We start from the raw sequence: 18,562 nt of genomic DNA, 5'->3' as shown, positions 1-18,562 counted from the left end.
GGCTAGCCGCCTGGCGTCGGGGTGACGGTGATCGGCTGACCCGTCAGCATGTCCCGGATGGCCGGTACCTCGCTGAGGTTCTGCAGTAGCACGAGCGAGGTCGGGATGGTGACCTCCCACGGCTGGGCGCCGGCCGGGTAGACCACGCCGCCCTCGATCTTGCCCAGGTTCTCGGTGATCTCATCGGCGATCGGGAGGTAGGCGTTGTCGCCGCTCAGCGGTGGGTCCTGCCCCTCCCAGATCAGGCCGTGCTGCATGAAGTAGGCCACCGCGCGCTCGAATCCCGGCCGGACCGGAAGCTGCACCCGGGCCGCGCCGGCCTTGAGGAAGGCGGCGAAGTCGGGATCCGGGTCCTTGAAGTGCAGCGCCGGCGCCCACCGGGGCTCGCGGCCCCAGAAGTACGGGTAGAAGACCCAGAGCAGGTTGTGCCATTCGAAGGCGTTCTCGAAGAACCGGATGTAGGAGCCGTTCGCGCAGGCGTCGCCCAGGTCCAGGGTCGGCACCGGGGCGCCGGTGAAGCCGTCCCTGGCGATGTCGGTCCGGCCGGTCATCAGCATCAGGACCCACTTCTTCAGCTCGTCGCGCATCAAGCGGACGTTCTCCAGCGGGTTCTGGCCCTGGACCGGGTTGGCCTCGGCGATCGCGGCCACCCGCTGCTGTTCGTCGTACGCCGCCTTCTGCCGCTGGTACGCCTCGATCACCGCGTCGTAGACCTGCTGCTGCCACTTGCGCCAGCCCTGCCGGGTGATCATGCACAACACGTCCGCACTGACCGCGAAGGCCACCGACTGCAGGATCGTGTAGGCGATGCTGATCTCCTTCTCCGGCTCGCTGAGCAGGTTGATCGCGATCCCGCCCCACAGGTTCGTCCGGTCGAACGAAAGGCCGTTGAGCACCAGGTGGAAGGAGTTGTTGTCGCCCTCGATCCACAGGTAGGCGGTGTGCACGGTGATCGTCTTCGCGAAGTACCCAGCCGGGATCTCGATCTTCGCGGCCCGGCCCATGTTGTTCTTGGTGGTGCCGTCCTGCCGGTCGAAGTACGTCACCCACTGGGCCAGCGGCGGTGGTACCGGAGCGTTCGTGACCTGGTACTGCGCGACCAGCTCGAGGTAGTTGGTCTCACTGATCTGGTCGGGCTGCAACAGCTTGCCGGCCAGCATCGGCGGCTGCGGCATCGGCAGCTGGCCGTCCTTGGGCTGCGGGTTCAGCTGGGCGTACAACCAGAACGCGGCCGGCTCGGGCACGACGTAGTCGAACATCATCCGCTGGCCGTAGTTGTAGGTCTGGGCCGAGTAGATCTTGTTCAGCCAGCGGTACACGCCGCGTACGTGCTTGCTGGCGGGACCAGTGTTCTCGATCCCGTGCTTGTTGATCTCCTCGACCTCCTCCACCACTGTGCGCACCCGTTCGGTACGGATCCGCTCGCGGACCCGCTCCGCGCTCTTCTCGGTGACCTCGCGGGAGAACGCGGTGGCCTTGCGCTGCGACTCGGTGGTACTGGTGGAGTAGCCGACGTCCAGGTTGGAGCTGAAGCTGACGGCCGGTCCGTACGATCCGGAGACCTGCAGCCCGGCGTCCAGCTGGGTCTGCGTCTCGACGGTCTTGGTGGCCTCGGTCTGCAGCTCGTCGCGCTCGGTGCTCTGGAGGTCGCGCTCCTTCTCGGTCTCGGTCTCCTGCTCGGTGGTCGTCGTCTCCTCGGTCCGGTCGAGCCGGCGGTGCTCGCGGGACCTCGACTCGCCGGACAGCACGTTCTCGACATGCGCGATGTCGCCGGCCTCGTAGGACTTGAGCTTCTGCTTGACGATCAGCAGGTCGCCGACGCTCGCGGCGGCCTGGCAGGCCTGCAGCAGTTTGCCTCCGTCGAGGTCACCCTTGCCCGCGCCGAAGATGTTCTTGAGCACGGTCGCGTCCAGGTCGACTCCGCCGAGCCTCACGACCGACGGACCCGCGAGGCTTGGGCCGGGGACCTGGGCGAGCGCGCCGGCGACCGACAGTACGGCGTGGTCAGGGTCCAGGTCGGCGGCGCTCAGGCCCAGTTCGTCCAGCACGGCGACGGTGTCGTCGGACAGCCTGGCCAGGTCCTCCGGCGCGGCCCGCAGACTGGCCCGAACCATGGTCGCCGGCCCGGTCGCAACCGGATCGCTTGCCGGATAGCCCGGATCGTCCGTCTGTTCTTCGGGACGGTGGGACACCGCCTCGTCGAGGGCCTCACGCATCCGGTCCAGGTCTACCCGCAGCGCCGCCATCTCGGCCGGGGCAGGAACCGGTACGTCCACCGAGGTCGTCCGCGCTCGGCGCCCCAGGGCCTCCAACTCGCCCAGCGCTCGTTCCAGCGGTCCTCGGCGCTCGGCCGGATCCGCGGCTGGGGCCTGCGGCTCATCGTCAGGCTCGGGCGACGGTGCCTGAGCCGACCGCGCCAGCGCAGCGGACGACTGCTGGGGCAGCACTACCAGGGTCCTGGCGAGGTAGTCGCCGATCGTGGCAGCCGTTGGGGCTGTGCCGGCCGCGACGGACTGCACCAGCGCCAGCGCCCGCGCGGACAACATCAGTTGGTCAGGACGGCTGCCGGCGGCCGGTACCACCGTCTGCGCCACGATCGCGTCGCCGACCGCACGCTGGGTCGCGGCGAACTCCGGCTTGGCTACCAACTGGGCGGGAGTGAGGTTGAACGCCTGCCGGATCCCGTCTGTCAGCTTGGCGATCGTCGGCGGCTGCCCGGCCTGGGCGAGCAGGAATCGCAGGAAGGGCTTCAGGTTCAACGGCATGCTGGCGGCATCGGTGGCGATCTCACCGGCCGCCCGCGCTCGGGTGATCTCGCCGTGGGTGCTGTTGTCGCCACCTTGATTGACCTGGAGTTCGATCGCTCCCGGCGGCACCCGGTCGATCCCCGCCTTCGCCGCCCGTAGTGCCATGAATCGGAAAAGACGTTCCTCAGCCATTGGCCGGCCCCCTTGTGCAGAATTTCCCCTTACCGTCAGAATCGCACGCATTACGCTGGGTGCACCAGAGATCGTGCACTAAAGGGCAGCTCTTTGCATTCAGCAACTAATACGATTGATCACCGAATTGCATGAAATTTAAATTCAGTTGCCGTCGTCCGGGAGCAGCCCGAGGATTGCCGGGTGATGACAGACCACTGGCGACCTGCCGCCGGCGGAGCGCGCGCGATGGGTGAGCCAGGGGCACTGGAGCGGCCTCGGCAGCTGGTCGCCGGACGACTGGGGGCTCGGCCTGGTCGTCTTCCGTGAGGGGCTCCCGATCGGGAAGGTGTGGATGGGCGCGAGCCAGTTCGCAGTACTGCGGGAGGTACGGAGCAGTTCCTGGTTCGGGCTGGCATATCAAGGTCAGGGATACGGGACAGAAGCCCGTACTGCGCTGTTGCACCTCGCCTTTGCCGAACTCGGAGCGGAGGCTGCTTTGTCAGAGGTCTTCCAGGACAACCACGCATCCCAGGCCGTCTCCCGCAAACTCGGGTATCGCCCGGATGGCATCTCGCGTGACGCGTTGCACGGTGAGGCTGTGGTCTCCGACCGGCTGCGGTTGATGCGAGCCGACTGGCGGCAGCGCACCGACGTACAGGTGGATGGTCTGGAGGCGTGCAGGAGCTTCTTCGGCGCGAAGTAAACTCCGGGGTGGACCGCGACTGGCGCTGAGGTGGGTCACCACCGGGGAACGGTCTGGTGGTTGAGCCGCGCGCCTGGGCATCCGAGTCTTCGTCGATGCCTGGAGGAGTTGCCGTGAGTGCGAAGTTGATGGTCGGGACCGAGCTGGCTGCCGAGATGGTGGTGCGGGCGGGGGAGCGGGCCGCCAAGCTGGTTGAAGAGACCGGGGTGCAGCCGTGTCTGGCGGCCGTGCTGGTGGGGGATGATCCGGCGTCGGCGACCTACGTGCGGATGAAGCAGAACCGCAGCAAGAAGGCCGGCATCGGGTCGCGGAGTGTGGTGTTGCCGGCGGCCACGACCACCGAGGAGCTGGTGGCCGAGATCGAGAAGTTGTCGGCCGATCCGGAGGTCCACGGGATCCTGTTGCAGCACCCGGTGCCCGCGCAGATCGACGAGCGGGCAGCGTTCGAAGCGATTGCGCCGGGCAAGGATGTCGACGGCGTGACCATGCACGGTTTCGCGGCGATGGCTTTTGGCGAACCTGGCTTCGTCTCCTGTACGCCGGGTGGCATCCTGCGGCTGCTGCGGGCGTACGACGTACCGCTGGAAGGCGCTCATGCCGTCGTCATCGGTCGCAGCCCGATCCTCGGCAAGCCCGTCGGGATGTTGCTGCTGGCATCGAACGCGACCGTCACCTACACGCACTCGAAGACCCGCGGGCTGGCTGACCTCGTGAGGACGGCCGACATCGTGGTCGCCGCGGTGGGCCGGGCCAATTTCGTCCGCGGCGACTGGCTGAAGCCCGGCGCCGTCGTGATCGATGCCGGATACAACGAAGGCAACGTCGGCGACGTGCACTTCGAGGAGGCAGCCGAGGTGGCAAGCCTGATCACCCCGGTGCCAGGCGGCGTAGGGCCGATGACGATCGCGCTCCTGCTGGAGCAGACGGTCGACGCGGCCGAGGCGCAGGTGCGGAATCCGAGACGGTGACGCACCGGCCAGGCCTTCTGTCCTAGGGTTGAGGGTGAAGGCATCATCGATTGAGGAGGCAGACGCTGTGGCGGTACGGGCGATCCGCGGAGCCACCCAGCTCGAGGTGGACGAGCGCGAGCATCTGCTCACGCGGACCGCGGAGCTGGTCAACGCCGTGCTGGAGGCCAACGACGTGGAGTCCGCGGACCTGATCAGCATCCTGTTCACCGTCACCCCGGACCTGCACTCCGAGTTCCCGGCGGTGGCCGGACGGCAGATGGGGCTGACCGACGTACCGCTGATGTGCATGCAGGAGATCGACGTGCCGCACGCGTTGCCCCGCGTGGTCCGGATGATGGTGCATGCCGACTCGCCGCGGTCGCGGGAGAAGATCCAGCACGTCTACCTGCACGGCGCCGTCAGTCTGCGCCCCGACCTGACCGGCGCCCAGTGACCGAGCTGCGCGGCCCGGTCCGGATCGTCGGTACCGGCCTGATCGGTACGTCGATCGGCCTCGCGCTCGGGCGGCTCGGTGTCGTCGTGGAGCTCGTCGACGCCGACCCGGACAACGCCCTGATGGCCGAGCGAATCGGAGCCGGCTCGCGGCTGGTCCAGATCGAGCCCCAGTTGGTCGTCGTCGCCGTACCACCGGACCATGTCGGCGCGGTCATCGTCGAGCAACTCCAGCAGACCGACGCGATCGTCACCGACGCCGCGAGCGTGAAGTCGAAGCCCCTCCACGACGCCCGCGCCCTGGTCGCGAACCCCGAGGACCTTTCCCGGTACGTCGGCAGCCACCCGATGGCCGGCTCCGAGCGCAGCGGCCCACTCGCAGGCCGGGCAGACCTCTTCGACGGCGCGACCTGGGCGATCACGCCCCACGAGACCAGCGATCCCGAAGCGGTCGAGCTGGTACGCCGACTAGCCGAGGCAGCCGGAGCCCGCACCGTCGAGCTGTCCGTCGCGGACCACGACCTGGCAGTGGCTCGCGTCTCGCACCTGCCCCAGCTGATGTCATCGCTGGCAGCCGGCACTCTGGTCGACGCACCGGCAGCGCACCTCGAGCTGTCCGGGCAGGGCGTCCGCGACGTCACCCGGATCGCAGCTGGCGACCCCGGCCTGTGGACCCAGATCGTCTCGGCCAACTCGCCCGCGCTGAGCGGCTTGCTCGAAGGTATCCGCGACGAGCTCGACCGGCTGTTGATTGCCCTGGGCAAGGAAGAGGCGACGGACGAGGTGACCGCAGTGCTGAATCGCGGTGTCTCCGGCGCGATCCGGGTTCCGGGCAAGCACGGCACGCCGCACATCGACCTGGTCCCCGTGCTCGTCACCATCCCCGACCGCCCCGGCCAGCTGGCCCGGTTGTTCGCGGATGCGGCCGAGTCCGGCGCCAACGTCGAGGACCTGCGGATCGACCACAGCCCCGGCCGCCCGGTCGGTGAGGTCGAGCTGTCGGTCAAGCCGGCGTCGGTGGATCAGCTGGTCGAGGTACTGACCGAGCGGGGCTGGGCCGTCCACCGGTAATCTTCGGCCCATGATCATCGCTGTTGACGGCCCGAGCGGGTCCGGTAAGTCGAGCACGGCCCGCGGAGTCGCGACCAGGCTCGGTCTGCAGTACCTGGACACGGGGGCGATGTACCGGGCGGTGACGTGGTCGGCGCTGGAGCATGGGCTCGACCTGGACGACCTGCAGGCGGTCGCCGAGCGGGCCCGCGCAGTACGGCTGTCGATCAGTACCGATCCGCAGCGGGCCCAGTTCGCCGCGGACGGAGTCGACGTGACCGAGGCGATCCGGGATCCCCGGATCAGCGCAAGCGTCAGCAAGATCGCCACCAATCTCGACGTACGGGCCGAGCTGATCCGGCGTCAGCGCGAGCTGATCGAGGCCGCGCAGCCGACCGGTGGCGCGGTCGTCGAGGGGCGCGACATCGCCACCGTGGTGGCGCCGCAGGCGGAGCTCAAGGTGCTGCTGACCGCGGACCAGGACGCCCGGATGGCCCGCCGCAAGGCGGAGCTGGCCGAGGGCTCGATCACCGCGGAGCAGTTGCGGGACCAGATCGTCCGCCGGGACGCCGACGACTCGACCGTCTCGCAGTTCCAGGTGGCCTCCGACGGCGCGGTGGAAATCGATTCGACCCACCTGACGTTGGAAGAGGTCATCGACGTCATCTCCCGACTGGCGAAGGAGGCTGAGGCCGCGTCACGCGACCGGGACTCATGACTGCTGACGAGCTGACCGGGCACCTTGATCTGCCCCGGACCGACGATCTGCCGGCCATCCCGCATCGGCTGGGCAGTGTTCTGCGTCACGCCGTCCGGCCCTATATGCGCTGGCGCTACGACCTGACGATCCACCACGAGGAGCGCTTCCCGGCGGGTGGCCCGGTACTGATCGCGCCGAACCACCTCAGTCTGCTCGATGGTCCGTTGCTCGGTGCCGTCGCGCCGCGGATGCTGCACCAGCTCGGAAAGGTCGAGGCGTTCGGGGGCGTGCAGGGCTTCGTGCTGCACCGCGCCGGACAGATCTCGATCGATCGCTCGCAATACGACGTACTGGCGATCCGCCGGGCGATCCAGATCCTGCGCGAAGGCCGCGCGCTGAGCGTCTATCCCGAGGGGAACCGCGGCCCGGGCGACTTCCGGCGGATCCGCGGGGGAGTGGCCTACCTCGCCATGGTCACCGGAGCGCCGATCCTCCCGGTGGCGCTGCTCGGGACCCGGCAGCCAGGGGGCAATATCGAGCACTTCCCGCCCCGCGGCAGCCGGGTCGACGTGGTATATGGCGAGACCTTCACGGTTGACCGCGTATCCTTTCCCCGGAGGCATGTCGACGTACGCGCGGTTGCCGACCAGATCGGCGACGTGTTGCGGGCCCATGTGCAGGCGGCCGTCGAAGCCACCGGCCACCCGCTACCGGGCAAGCCAGACCAGAAGGATCCTGATGAGTGACCTGCCCACCGGCTACGAGATCGACGCGGAGCCGACCCACGACCGCGAAGACACCGGCCCGCTGCCGGTCGTTGCGATCGTCGGCCGGCCGAACGTCGGTAAATCGACGCTGGTGAACCGGATCATCGGCCGCCGCGAGGCTGTGGTCGAGGACACCCCGGGCGTCACTCGCGACCGCGTCTCGTACGACGCCAACTGGGCCGGTCGCGGCTTCACGCTCGTCGACACGGGCGGCTGGGACCCGGATGCGGTCGGCATGGCCGCACTGGTGGCCGCGCAGGCCGAGGTCGCGATCAACGCTGCTGACGCCGTGCTTTTCGTGGTCGACGCGACCGTCGGCATCACCGACTCGGACGAGGCGGTAGTGCGCGTACTGCGCAAGGCGGGCAAGCCGGTCGTACTGGCTGCCAACAAGGTCGACGACGCACGGGTCGAGGCCGAGGCGATGAACCTGTGGAGTCTCGGCATCGGGGAGCCGTTCCCGATCTCGGCGATGCACGGGCGCGGTACCGGCGACATGCTGGACGCAGTACTGGCCGCGTTGCCCGAGGCGCCTGCCGAGCGGGACGCTGTTCTGGGTGGGCCGCGGCGGGTCGCCATCGTCGGCAAGCCGAACGTGGGCAAGTCATCGCTGCTGAACAAGGTCGCCAAGGAGGACCGCGTCGTCGTCAGCGAGGTCTCCGGCACGACCGTCGACCCGGTCGACGAGGAGATCGTCCTCGGCGGCAAACAGTGGCGCTTCATCGACACCGCCGGCATCCGGCGCAAGGTCAAGAACGTGCAGGGCCACGAGTACTACGCCAGCCTGCGGACCAACAGCGCGATCGAGCGGGCCGAGGTCGTCGTCGTGGTGATCGACGCGTCCGAGCCGATGACCGAGCAGGATCTGCGGATCATGAACACCGTCGAGGAAGCCGGTAAGGCACTCGTCATCGCCTACAACAAGTGGGACCTGGTCGACGAGGACCGCCGGTACTACCTCGAGCGCGAGATCGACCGCGATCTGGTCCAGTTCCGCTGGGCCCCGCGGGTCAACATCAGCGCGATGACCGGCCGCCACATGGAGAAGCTCGTCCCCGCCATCGAGGCAGCCCTCGACGGCTGGCAGACGCGCGTACCGACCGGCCAGCTCAACGCCTTCCTGGGCCGTCTCGTCGCCGCGCACCCTCACCCGGTCCGCAGCGGCAAGCAGCCCAAGATCCTGTTCGGCACCCAGGCGACCACGATGCCGCCGACCTTCGCCGTCTTCACCTCAGGCGCCTTCGAACCCTCGTACCAGCGCTTCATCGAACGCCGCCTCCGCGAAGACTTCGGCTTCGTCGGCAGCCCCGTCCACGTCCAGATCCGCCCCCGCGTGAAGAAGCCAAAACGCTAGGCCCCCTGGTCAGAACTGGCCTGGGAATGGGGTAAGGTTTACCCGCTTGCTCTTGATGGGCAGGCGACTTCGGGCTGTAGCGCAGTTTGGTAGCGCATCTGGCTGGGGGCCAGAGGGTCGCAGGTTCAAATCCTGTCAGCCCGACCGAAAAAAGAGGGGCACCGATTCTGTCGGTGCCCCTCTTTACTGTCTCCCCATGGACACGATCGGGGACAAACGCAGTTGGACCGATGCCCAACTGCGCAAGGCGGTTGAGAACAACAGCTCCTGGCGCGCGGTCGCCCGTGCGCTGGGCCTGAAGGACACCTCCGCGGGTGTGGTCCGCACCATCAAGCGGCATGCCCTCAGGCTCGAGCTGGACAGCGGGCACTTCACCGGACAGCGCCGGTGGACCGATGGCCAGCTTCGTCAGGCGCTGCTGGGATCGACCTGCTGGAGTGAGGTCTTCGCCAGCCTCGGTATCTCCGACAGTGGTCAGGACCGGGTCCGGATCAAGGGGCACGCCGTCCGGCTCGAACTCGACTGCAGCCACCTGAAGACGCCGCACCGGGCGTCGATGACAGGTGAGATGTTCGATCTGCCGGTGCAGCCTGAGATGCTCAGCGCCGCGGCGCCCGGCATTGCCATGGCGTGGTTCGCGATGCGTGGGTGCGCGGTTGCGTTGCCCGTGGAGCCGCAGCTGTATGACCTCTTGGTGACCACTGCGGACGGGGTGCAGCGGGTTCAGATCAAGACCTCTGTTCGTCCGAACGGCAAAGGTCGCTGGAGCGTCGGGGTCGGGCGGCGACCGTACGCACTCGACAAGTCGGCCGGGAAGATGCCCTACGACCCGGACTCCCTCGACCTGTTCTTCATCGTTCTCGGCGACGGCAGCATCTACGTGATCCCGAGCTCCGTCCTGGCTGGGCGAACCGGAATCTACGTCGATACCTACCTGCCGTATCGGGTGGGTGATGCCGCCGGCTTGATTGCGGGGTAATGATGTAATCAGGAGGTGGCGAGATGATGGATGACGACGTTCTGGATGCTTACTCGCGGGTGGTGTCCGGGGTGGCGGAGTTGTTGATTCCGCGGGTGGCTAGTTTGCGGGTGCAGGGGCGGCGGGGGGAGTCGTCGGGGTCGGCGGTGGTGTTGACGGCGGACGGGCATCTGCTGACGAATGCGCATGTGGTCGGTGACGGTAGTAGTGCGACGGCCGAGTTCGCGGACGGTACGGCGGCGCAGGCTCAGGTGATCGGGGTGGATCGGTTGTCCGATCTGGCCGTGTTGCGGGCTGATCGGGAGATTCCGGATCCGCCGGAGTACGGGGACGCCGACAAGGTGAAGGTCGGCAATCTGGTGGTTGCGGTGGGCAACCCTCTCGGGCTGGCCGGCAGCGTGACGGCCGGTGTGGTGAGTGCTCTCGGGCGATCGCTCCCGGTCCGGTCGGGAACGGCGAGCCGGATCATCGAGGACGTGATCCAGACGGACGCGGCGCTCAACCCGGGCAACTCCGGCGGAGCGCTTGCCGATGGCAACGGCCGGGTGATCGGCATCAATACGGCAGTGGCTGGCATCGGTCTCGGCCTGGCCGTACCGATGAACCCGACCACCCGCCGGATCATCTACTCACTGCTGCACGACGGGCGGGTCCGCCGGGCGTACCTCGGACTCGTCACCACCCCAGCCCCTCTCCGCCCACAGCTGGCCGAGCGCTTCGGCCAGCGGAACGCGCTCCGAGTGGTCGAGGTCATCTCGGGAAGCCCGGCGGCGGAAGCCGGATTGCGGCAAGGCGACCTGGTACTGGCCGTCGACGGCACCCCGCTCCGAGATGCCCAGTCCCTGCAGCGGCAACTCTTCGCCGACGCGATCGGCCGGCGTACCGAGATCACCGCCGTCCGCAACGGCGCCCTGGTCGACGTCGTCGCCGAACCGGCCGAGCTCACCGACTGAGCGGGGCCTTCAGTAGTACGCCGGCCCCGGGCGCCATCGGCGCCTTGGGGAAGGTGAAGTCACGGGTCACCTCGATGAACCCCAACCTCTCGTGGAGGTCGAGGGTTGCACCGTTGCCCAGATTGGCGAAGTAGTAGATCTCCCCGGCCCGTTCGGCCGTCCATCGCATCCGTTCGACAGTGAGCAACTCTCCGATCCCGTACCGCCGCCAGGCCGGCGCGACGATCAGCCCCACCAGGTAGTACCCGGTCGGCGCCGCCGGATGCTCTGGCACGAACTCATGCCGAAACACGCCGCCGTAGCCGACCACCTCCGACCCAGCGCAGGCGACCGCGACGTAGCGATCATCGCGCTCGAGGTCGTTGAGCAACATCTCCCTGCGCGCCTCGGCCGGCCCGCCGGTCCTGGTGACGATCAGCTCGGCGCAGACGGCGAGATCCGCGGCGACTGCGGGTCGTACCGAGATCGCGCTTTCTGCCGCGCGGCGGGTGGAGTCAGGGTCGTACGGCGCGAAACCGTTCATGAACGCAGAGCCTAGGACGCAGGCACTCTCGAGCTGAACGTTGCGTGGGTGGGCAACTACTTCCGGTGTGGGTATGGTCGCGATGAGCTACCTGCCGGACCGCCCCTCTGGAGGATCGCCATGCGTCGTCGTACCTTGCTCGGCTCGATCGTTGCCGCTCCGTTGGGGGCGGCGGTACTTGGCCAGACAACACCGGCCGCGGCGGCCGCCAGCACTATCGATCCACGCACAGACTGGGGAGCCTGGGAGGGCTGGGGTACGTCGTTGTGCTGGTGGGGCAAGGCGCACGGCAACCGTGACGACCTGGCCGACGTGTTCTTCACCCGCAACACCGTGAACTACCAAGGGGCCCAACTCCCCGGGCTCGGGCTGAACATCGCCCGGTACAACGCCGGCGGCTGCTCGACCACGCCGATCAACGGCGAGTCGATGGTCCGGTCGCCCAACATCGGCGACGCCCGGCAGATCGACGGCTACTGGCTCGACTGGTTCAGCGCGGACCCGTCGTCGGCCAGCTGGAACTGGTACGCCGACAGCGCCCAGCGCAACCTGATGTGGAAGGCCCGCGACCGCGGCGTCAACCGGATCGAACTGTTCTCCAACTCGCCGATGTGGTGGATGTGCCAGAACCACAACCCGTCCGGCGCGGCCAACGGCGGCGACAACCTGCAGACCTGGAACCACCAGCAGCACGCCGTGTACCTCGCCACAGTCGCCCGCTACGCCCATGACCACTGGGGCGTCGACTTCACCTCGGTAGAGCCCTTCAACGAGCCCGACGGCAGCTGGTGGCGGGCCGACGGCTCGCAGGAGGGCTGCCACTTCGAACCGGCCACCCAACGCCCAGTGATCAACTACCTGCGGGCAGAGCTGAACTCACGCGACCTGGGCTGGATGCCGATCGCCGCATCCGACTCCTGGGGCTACGACTCGGCCCTGTCGACCTGGAACAGCTTCGACAGCACCACGCGCGGCAATGTCGGCCGCATCAACGTGCACGGCTACCAGCAGGGCGGTGGCCGCCGTGACCTCCTGTACTCCGCTGCGAAGGCCGCCGGCCGCAAGGTGTGGAACTCGGAGTACGGCGAGAGCGACGCCACCGGGATGAGCCTGGCCAGCAACCTCAACCTCGACTTCCGCTGGCTGCACCCGTCCGCTTGGGTGTACTGGCAAGTGGTGGACGGCGGGGGCTGGGGCCTGATCCAGGACCTCGCCAATGGCACCACTGGCGGCGTCAACCCGAAGTACTACGTCCTGGCTCAGTACGCCCGCCACATCCGCCCCGGCATGCAGATCATCGATGGCGGCAACGGCAACACCATTGCGGCGTACGACCCCACGGCCCGCAAGCTCATCATCGTCGCCACCAACTACGGCACCGCCCAGTACCTCGACTTCGACCTGGCCAAATTCACCAAGCCCTCCACCGACGGCGCGCCCATCCCACGTTGGTCGACCATCACGGGCGGCTCGGAGCGGTACCAGTTCCACCAGGACACGATCATGCACGGCACTCGCTTCTGGTCGTACTTCGAAGCCAACACCGTACAGACCTTCGAGATCCCGGACGTCTCCATCTGAGTCGTTGTCACAGGCCGGCGGGCTGTTCTGTCAATCCACCGTTCAGCCCGCCGACGTGAGGTATCGACGCTCGTCCTGCTCCACGGCTACCCGGAGACCTGGTACGCGTGGCACAAGGTGCTGCCGGAGCTGGCCAAGCACTACCACGTGATCGCGCCGGACCTGCGCGGTGCGGGTGGCAGCGACGCCCCGGCCGGCGGCCACGACATCGGCACGATGGTCGCCTACGCGTACGCCGCCGCGCATCCGGACGTCACCAAGCTCGCCCTCACCGAGGCGCCGATCCCGGACCAGAAGCTCTACAGCTCACCGTCCCTGACCCCTCAGGGCGCCGGTTCCTGGAACCTCGGCTTCTTCAACGTCCGCAACGGCCTGCCCGAGCGGATGATCCAGGGCCGCGAGGCCGAGTGGATCGACGGCTTCGCCGACATGCTCGAGTACAACAAGGACGGCGTAACAGCCGCCGACGCAAGGATCTACGGCCGGTACATGCAACGCTCCGGCCACCTCCGGGCAAGCCTCGAATGGTTCCGAGCCTTCAACCAGGACGTAGCCGACAACGCCGTCAACGCCCACACCAAACTGACCATGCCGGTACTTGCCCTAGGCGCCCAATAGAGCTGGGGCCCCTTCGTCCTGAACCAGGTCCGCGACTACGCCACCAACGTCACCGGCGGCGTCATCCAAACTCCGGCCACTGGCTCTTCGAAGAAAAACCAGCCGAACTGACAACCACCCTCCTGGCCTTCCTCGCCGGCTGACCAGGCTTCACCAGCCGCGTTCGTGCCATTCGGCGAGGTGGGGGCGTTCGGTGCCGAGGGTGGTGTCGGCGCCGTGGCCGGGGTAGACCCAGGTTTCGTCGGGGAGGCGGGCGAAGAGTTTGGTTTCGACGTCGTGGAGGAGCGAGTCGAAGTTTTTCTTCACGCCTCGGGTGTTGCCGACGCCGCCGGGGAAGAGGGAGTCGCCGGTGAAGAGGTGGGGCGGGCCGGTCGGGTCGTCGTAGAGGAGGGCGATCGAGCCGGGGGTGTGGCCGACCAGGGTGATCACCTCGAGGCTGAGTTCGCCGAAGTGGATGCGGTCGCCGTCGCCGACGGGCTCGTCGGTCGGGACCGGGATGCCTTCGGCGTCGTCGCGGCCGGCGACGGTGACAGCACTGGTACGGGCGACCACCTCGGCCAGTGCCTGCCAGTGGTCGCCGTGCTGGTGGGTGGTGATGACGCGGCTGATCCCGCCCTCACCGATCACCTTGAGCAGCGTCTCGGCCTCGTCGGCGGCATCGATGAGCACCTGCTCGTCAGTGAGTCGGCTGCGCAACAGGTAGGCGTTGTTGTTGCCGGGCCCCACGGCGACCTTGGTGATCATCAGCTTGGCCAGCTCGTGCGTCTGCGCCGGCCCGCCGACGTGGACGTTGCCGTGATACTCCGTCATGCGCTCTCCTCGGTTCATCCCCAGGGCGGTGCCTGTGGCATGTCGCCACCCAGCTCACTACCGTCGCTCCGGCCGAGCACCCAGCTCAGCAGAGCAGCGCTGCCACCAGTGAGGATCCTTGCATCGGCCGGGTGCTCAGGCGACACCCAGGGCGAGTCCGTACTACGCAACGCCACGCCGAACCCGCTAGGCCACCGACTGGTCGCGTAGCTGAGCAGGACGTCGCGGGACTCGACCGGTACGTCGTCGAACGTGTACCCGAGCCCCAGGTCGACATGGTGCACCTCCAACTCGCACAGCCGGGCCGTGACCACCTGCGCCGCAGCACGGACGGCTCCACTCGGCCACGTCACCTCGGCAGCCCACGCAGCAGTGGGGAGGTCCTCGAACCGCTCGAGCAGCCTCGCCTGGGTATCGGCGATGTCCTGAACCTGCTCCGGGACCGGTCGGCCGGCGCCGTCCGCGATGTCGGACTCGCGGGCTTCCATCGACACGTACATTGGTTTACGGACGCCGGTGCGCGCCCAGTCGCACAAGTTCACGAGCGCGTCGGCGTTGCGAGCGACGTGACTCAGCACATGCCCGACGCTCCAGCCGGGCAGCAGCGACGGGCGCAGTACTGCGTCATCCGGTAGTTGGGTAACGGTGTCGAGCAGGCGCCGGCTCGCGGACGGTAACTCGGCGATCAGGCGGCTCGTTGGCTCCGGTGCGACCATGTCCGGACTCTATCGAATATGCTTTCGAAAGCGCCTGCGGAACCGGTGCGGAAGTTTTTGTCGGTGGGCCCGGTTAGCATCACGGACTGCCCCTGGAAATCCCTCGAGAACGGCTGAGAGTAGAGCTTGTGTCTGACCGTCTGATCGTGCGCGGAGCGCGTGAGCACAACCTGAAGGACGTCTCGCTCGACCTGCCGCGCGACGCCATGATCGTCTTCACCGGGCTGTCCGGGTCCGGCAAGTCCAGTCTGGCCTTCGACACCATCTTCGCCGAGGGCCAGCGGCGCTACGTCGAGTCGCTGTCCGCGTACGCGCGCCAGTTCCTCGGCCAGATGGACAAACCCGACGTCGACTTCATCGAGGGCCTGTCACCGGCCGTCTCGATCGACCAGAAGTCGACCTCGAAGAACCCGCGCTCGACCGTCGGCACGATCACCGAGGTGTACGACTACCTCCGGCTGCTGTTCGCCCGGGCCGGCCGCCCGCACTGTCCCGAGTGCGGCGAGCCGATCGCCAAGCAGACCCCGCAGCAGATCGTCGACCGGGTGCTCGAGCTGGACGAGGGCACCCGGTTCCAGGTGCTCGCGCCGGTGATCCGCGGCCGCAAGGGGGAGTACCTCGACCTCTTCCGCCAGCTCACCGGCCAGGGCTTCTCCCGGGCCCGGGTGGACGGCGAGACGATCCAGCTGACCGAGCCGCCGAAGCTCGACAAGCAGAAGAAGCACACGATCGACGTCGTCATCGACCGGCTCGCGGTCAAGGGCAGCGCGAAGCAGCGGCTGACCGACTCGGTGGAGACCGCGCTCGGCCTGTCCGGCGGCATCGTCACGCTCGACTTCGTCGACCTGCCGGAGAAGGACCCGGGCCGCGAGCGCCGGTTCTCCGAGAAGCTCGCCTGCCCGAACGATCACCCGCTCGCGATCGACGAGCTCGAGCCACGCTCGTTCTCCTTCAACTCCCCGTACGGCGCCTGCCCGGTCTGCTCCGGGCTCGGCACCCGGATGGAGGTCGACCCCGAGCTGCTCGTCCCGGACCCGTCCAAGTCGCTCGACGAGGGCGCGATCCAGCCCTGGGCCGGCGCCAACGTCACTCAGTACTTCGAGCGGCTGCTCGGCGCGCTGGCCAAGGACCTCGGCATCAAGACCAGCACTCCGTTCGCCGAGCTGCCCGCCAAGGCGAAGAAGTCGCTGCTGACCGGCCACGAGACCCAGGTGCACGTCTCGTACAAGAACCGGTACGGCCGTGAGCGCTCGTACAACACGACCTTCGAAGGCGTCATCCCGTATGTCGAGCGCCGGCACGCGGAGGCGTCCAGCGACACCAGCCGGGACCGGTTCGAGGGCTACATGCGGGAGGTGCCCTGCCTGGCCTGCAACGGCGCCCGGTTGAAGCCGATCTCGCTCGCGGTCACGATGGGCGGCAAGAACATCGCCGAGATCGGCGCGATGGCGATCGACGAGGTGCACGAGTTCCTCGCCGGGATGGTGCTGTCGCCGCGGGAGATGCAGATCGCCGAGCGGGTGGTGAAGGAGATCGGCGAGCGGCTGCAGTTCCTGCTCGACGTCGGCCTGGACTACTTGGCACTCAACCGGCCGGCGGGTTCGCTGTCCGGTGGCGAGGCGCAGCGGATCCGGCTCGCGACGCAGATCGGCTCCGGCCTGGTCGGCGTGCTGTACGTGCTCGACGAGCCGTCGATCGGTCTGCACCAGCGCGACAACCGGCGGCTGATCGAGACTCTCGTCCGCCTGAAGAACCTCGGCAACACGCTGATCGTGGTCGAGCACGACGAGGACACCATTGACCACGCCGACTGGGTGGTCGACATCGGCCCGGGCGCCGGTGAGCACGGTGGCCAGGTCGTGGTGTCCGGCACGGTCGAGGACCTGCGCAACCACCCGGACTCGATCACCGGCGCCTACATCTCGGGCCGTCGGGAGATCCCGATCCCGGCCGTTCGCCGTCCGTTGACCGAGGGCCGCGAGCTGAAGGTGTTCGGCGCCCGCGAGCACAACCTCAAGGACATCGACGTCGCGATCCCGCTCGGGGTCTTCGTCGCGGTCACCGGGGTGTCCGGCTCGGGCAAGTCGACGCTGGTCAACGACATCCTCTACACGTCGCTGGCGCGGCAGATCTACGGCGCCAAGACGATTCCGGGCCGGCACACCAAGATCTCCGGGCTCGAGCTGGTCGACAAGGTGATCCACGTCGACCAGTCACCGATCGGGCGGACGCCGCGGTCCAACCCGGCGACGTACACCGGAGTCTGGGACCACGTCCGCAAGCTGTTCGCGGAGACCCCGGAGGCGAAGGTCCGCGGGTACCAGCAGGGCCGGTTCTCGTTCAACGTCAAGGGCGGCCGCTGTGAGGCCTGCTCGGGTGACGGCACGCTGAAGATCGAGATGAACTTCCTGCCCGACGTCTACGTGCCGTGCGAGGTGTGTCACGGCGCCCGGTACAACCGGGAGACGCTCGAGGTGCACTACAAGGGCAAGACGGTCGCCGACATCCTGGACATGCCGATCGAGGAGGCGGCGGACTTCTTCGCCGCGATCCCGGCGATCGCCCGGCACCTGACCACGCTGAACGAGGTCGGCCTCGGGTACGTCCGGCTCGGTCAGCCGGCGCCGACGCTGTCCGGTGGTGAGGCGCAACGCGTCAAGCTCGCCTCCGAGCTGCAGAAGCGTTCGACCGGGCGCACGGTCTACGTGCTCGACGAGCCGACGACAGGTCTGCACTTCGAGGACATCCGCAAGCTGCTCGGCGTGCTGGGCAGCCTGGTGGACAAGGGCAACTCGGTGCTGGTGATCGAGCACAACCTCGACGTCATCAAGACCGCCGACTGGATCGTCGACCTCGGGCCGGACGGCGGCCGTCGCGGCGGCACGCTGGTCGCGGAGGGGACGCCGGAGGAGGTCGCGGCGAACCCGGCGTCGTACACGGGGGAGTTCCTGGCCGAGATCCTTCGTGGTCGCGCGGCCAAGCCGAGCGCTAAGCAGGCCGCGCCTGCGCCGGCCGTGAAGAGCACTGCGGCGAAGAAGGCAGTCACCAAGGCACCGGCCAAGAAGGCGGTGACGAAGACGGCTGCCGCGAAGAAGACGGCGACTGCGAAGGGCGCGGCGGTCAAGAGCACGGCGGCGAAGAAGGCCGCGCCGGCCAAGAAGGTCGCGGCCCGCAAGCGGGCCGACTGAGAAGCGGCGCAAGCGCGCCGGTTGAGAAGTGGCGCAAGCGCGCTAGCTGGGAAGCGCAGCGAAGCCTGAGAAGGTCCTGGCAGTCAGGCGCCTCGGCTGACGCGACGGGACCGGACTAGTACGTTCAGAACCCCCGCACCCGGGTCACCGGGGCGGGGGTTCTGCGCGTATTCGGTAAAGCCTGGTGCTCCGTTGAACCATCCGGCGGACTGATCCGTGTAGCGAAGGTATCGACCACGGCGGGCACCGGGATTTGGTGCCGTCGGCTACAACAGCAAGTAACCAAGCGTTCAACT

At 68.0% G+C, this 18,562-nt stretch carries 16 protein-coding genes, 1 tRNA gene and 1 riboswitch; of the genes, 13 read left to right on the top strand and 4 right to left on the bottom strand.

Going from position 1 to position 18,562, the window contains the following annotated elements; all coding sequences use genetic code 11:
• Positions 1-2: 2 nt before the first annotated feature.
• A complete protein-coding gene (locus tag OHA70_RS32825) occupies positions 3-2,939 on the bottom strand; it encodes a hypothetical protein (RefSeq protein WP_328324257.1) in 2,937 nt (978 codons plus the stop codon).
• A 205-nt stretch (positions 2,940-3,144) separates the two neighbouring features.
• Here OHA70_RS32825 and OHA70_RS32820 point away from each other — a divergent pair, with 205 nt between their 5' ends.
• The 10 genes from OHA70_RS32820 (at position 3,145) to OHA70_RS32775 (ending at position 10,830) form a co-directional block, all read left to right on the top strand.
• On the top strand, positions 3,145-3,624 hold the full coding sequence (locus OHA70_RS32820) for a GNAT family N-acetyltransferase (protein ID WP_328335253.1): 480 nt from the start codon (positions 3,145-3,147) through the stop codon (positions 3,622-3,624).
• A gap of 5 nt (positions 3,625-3,629) precedes the next feature.
• A riboswitch (ZMP/ZTP riboswitch) is annotated at positions 3,630-3,710 on the top strand.
• Positions 3,711-3,737: 27 nt separating this feature from the next.
• The gene (locus tag OHA70_RS32815) at positions 3,738-4,592 is read left to right on the top strand and encodes a bifunctional 5,10-methylenetetrahydrofolate dehydrogenase/5,10-methenyltetrahydrofolate cyclohydrolase (protein WP_328324256.1); all 855 of its coding nucleotides are present in this window, start codon (positions 3,738-3,740) and stop codon (positions 4,590-4,592) included.
• Between the two features lie 34 nt (positions 4,593-4,626).
• Entirely contained in the window at positions 4,627-5,028 is a 402-nt protein-coding gene (gene aroH, locus OHA70_RS32810) for a chorismate mutase (protein ID WP_328324254.1), read from the top strand.
• Positions 5,025-6,098, top strand: coding sequence for a prephenate dehydrogenase (locus OHA70_RS32805; protein ID WP_328324252.1), 1,074 nt, complete (start codon positions 5,025-5,027; stop codon positions 6,096-6,098). The genes aroH and OHA70_RS32805 overlap by 4 nt, the downstream gene beginning before the upstream one ends.
• A gap of 10 nt (positions 6,099-6,108) precedes the next feature.
• Entirely contained in the window at positions 6,109-6,795 is a 687-nt protein-coding gene (gene cmk, locus OHA70_RS32800) for a (d)CMP kinase (RefSeq protein ID WP_328324250.1), read from the top strand.
• Positions 6,792-7,523, top strand: coding sequence for a lysophospholipid acyltransferase family protein (locus OHA70_RS32795; RefSeq protein ID WP_328324248.1), 732 nt, complete (start codon positions 6,792-6,794; stop codon positions 7,521-7,523). The genes cmk and OHA70_RS32795 overlap by 4 nt, the downstream gene beginning before the upstream one ends.
• A complete protein-coding gene (gene der / locus OHA70_RS32790) occupies positions 7,516-8,898 on the top strand; it encodes a ribosome biogenesis GTPase Der (RefSeq protein WP_328324246.1) in 1,383 nt (460 codons plus the stop codon). The genes OHA70_RS32795 and der overlap by 8 nt, the downstream gene beginning before the upstream one ends.
• A 70-nt stretch (positions 8,899-8,968) precedes the next feature.
• Positions 8,969-9,042: transfer RNA gene (locus OHA70_RS32785), tRNA-Pro, on the top strand.
• 52 nt (positions 9,043-9,094) lie between these two features.
• Positions 9,095-9,877: a hypothetical protein gene (locus OHA70_RS32780; RefSeq protein WP_328324244.1), complete on the top strand. Its 783-nt coding sequence runs from the start codon at positions 9,095-9,097 to the stop codon at positions 9,875-9,877.
• 26 nt (positions 9,878-9,903) lie between these two features.
• Positions 9,904-10,830, top strand: a complete 927-nt coding sequence (locus OHA70_RS32775; protein WP_328324242.1) for a S1C family serine protease — start codon at positions 9,904-9,906, stop codon at positions 10,828-10,830.
• Here OHA70_RS32775 and OHA70_RS32770 read toward each other — a convergent pair.
• Complete coding sequence (locus OHA70_RS32770) at positions 10,820-11,353, bottom strand: GNAT family N-acetyltransferase (RefSeq protein ID WP_328324240.1); 534 nt, start codon at positions 11,351-11,353, stop codon at positions 10,820-10,822. The two genes, OHA70_RS32775 and OHA70_RS32770, sit on opposite strands and share 11 nt — an antisense overlap.
• Before the next feature lie 120 nt (positions 11,354-11,473).
• Between OHA70_RS32770 and OHA70_RS32765 the strand changes: the two genes are divergently transcribed.
• Together OHA70_RS32765 and OHA70_RS32760 are read left to right on the top strand one after the other, a co-directional pair.
• Complete coding sequence (locus OHA70_RS32765; protein WP_328324238.1) at positions 11,474-12,934, top strand: glycoside hydrolase; 1,461 nt, start codon at positions 11,474-11,476, stop codon at positions 12,932-12,934.
• Between the two features lie 27 nt (positions 12,935-12,961).
• Positions 12,962-13,552 (top strand): alpha/beta fold hydrolase, encoded by a 591-nt coding sequence (locus OHA70_RS32760; RefSeq protein WP_328335251.1) that lies wholly within the window; start codon positions 12,962-12,964, stop codon positions 13,550-13,552.
• 150 nt (positions 13,553-13,702) lie between these two features.
• Here OHA70_RS32760 and OHA70_RS32755 read toward each other — a convergent pair whose 3' ends face one another.
• Together OHA70_RS32755 and OHA70_RS32750 are read right to left on the bottom strand one after the other, a co-directional pair.
• Complete coding sequence (locus tag OHA70_RS32755; RefSeq protein WP_328324236.1) at positions 13,703-14,362, bottom strand: MBL fold metallo-hydrolase; 660 nt, start codon at positions 14,360-14,362, stop codon at positions 13,703-13,705.
• 14 nt (positions 14,363-14,376) lie between these two features.
• On the bottom strand, positions 14,377-15,078 hold the full coding sequence (locus tag OHA70_RS32750) for a maleylpyruvate isomerase family mycothiol-dependent enzyme (protein WP_328324234.1): 702 nt from the start codon (positions 15,076-15,078) through the stop codon (positions 14,377-14,379).
• A 128-nt stretch (positions 15,079-15,206) separates the two neighbouring features.
• On the opposite strand from OHA70_RS32750, the gene uvrA reads away from it, so the two are divergent.
• Positions 15,207-18,266 carry an excinuclease ABC subunit UvrA gene (gene uvrA / locus OHA70_RS32745; protein WP_328324232.1) on the top strand — a complete coding sequence of 1,020 codons (3,060 nt, stop codon included), beginning with the start codon at positions 15,207-15,209 and terminating at the stop codon, positions 18,264-18,266.
• The last annotated feature ends 296 nt before the right edge of the window (positions 18,267-18,562 follow it).

Origin of the sequence: Kribbella sp. NBC_00382 (assembly GCF_036067295.1) — a bacterium.
Classification (GTDB): domain Bacteria; phylum Actinomycetota; class Actinomycetes; order Propionibacteriales; family Kribbellaceae; genus Kribbella.
This window is presented reverse-complemented; position numbering and strand designations above follow the sequence as displayed.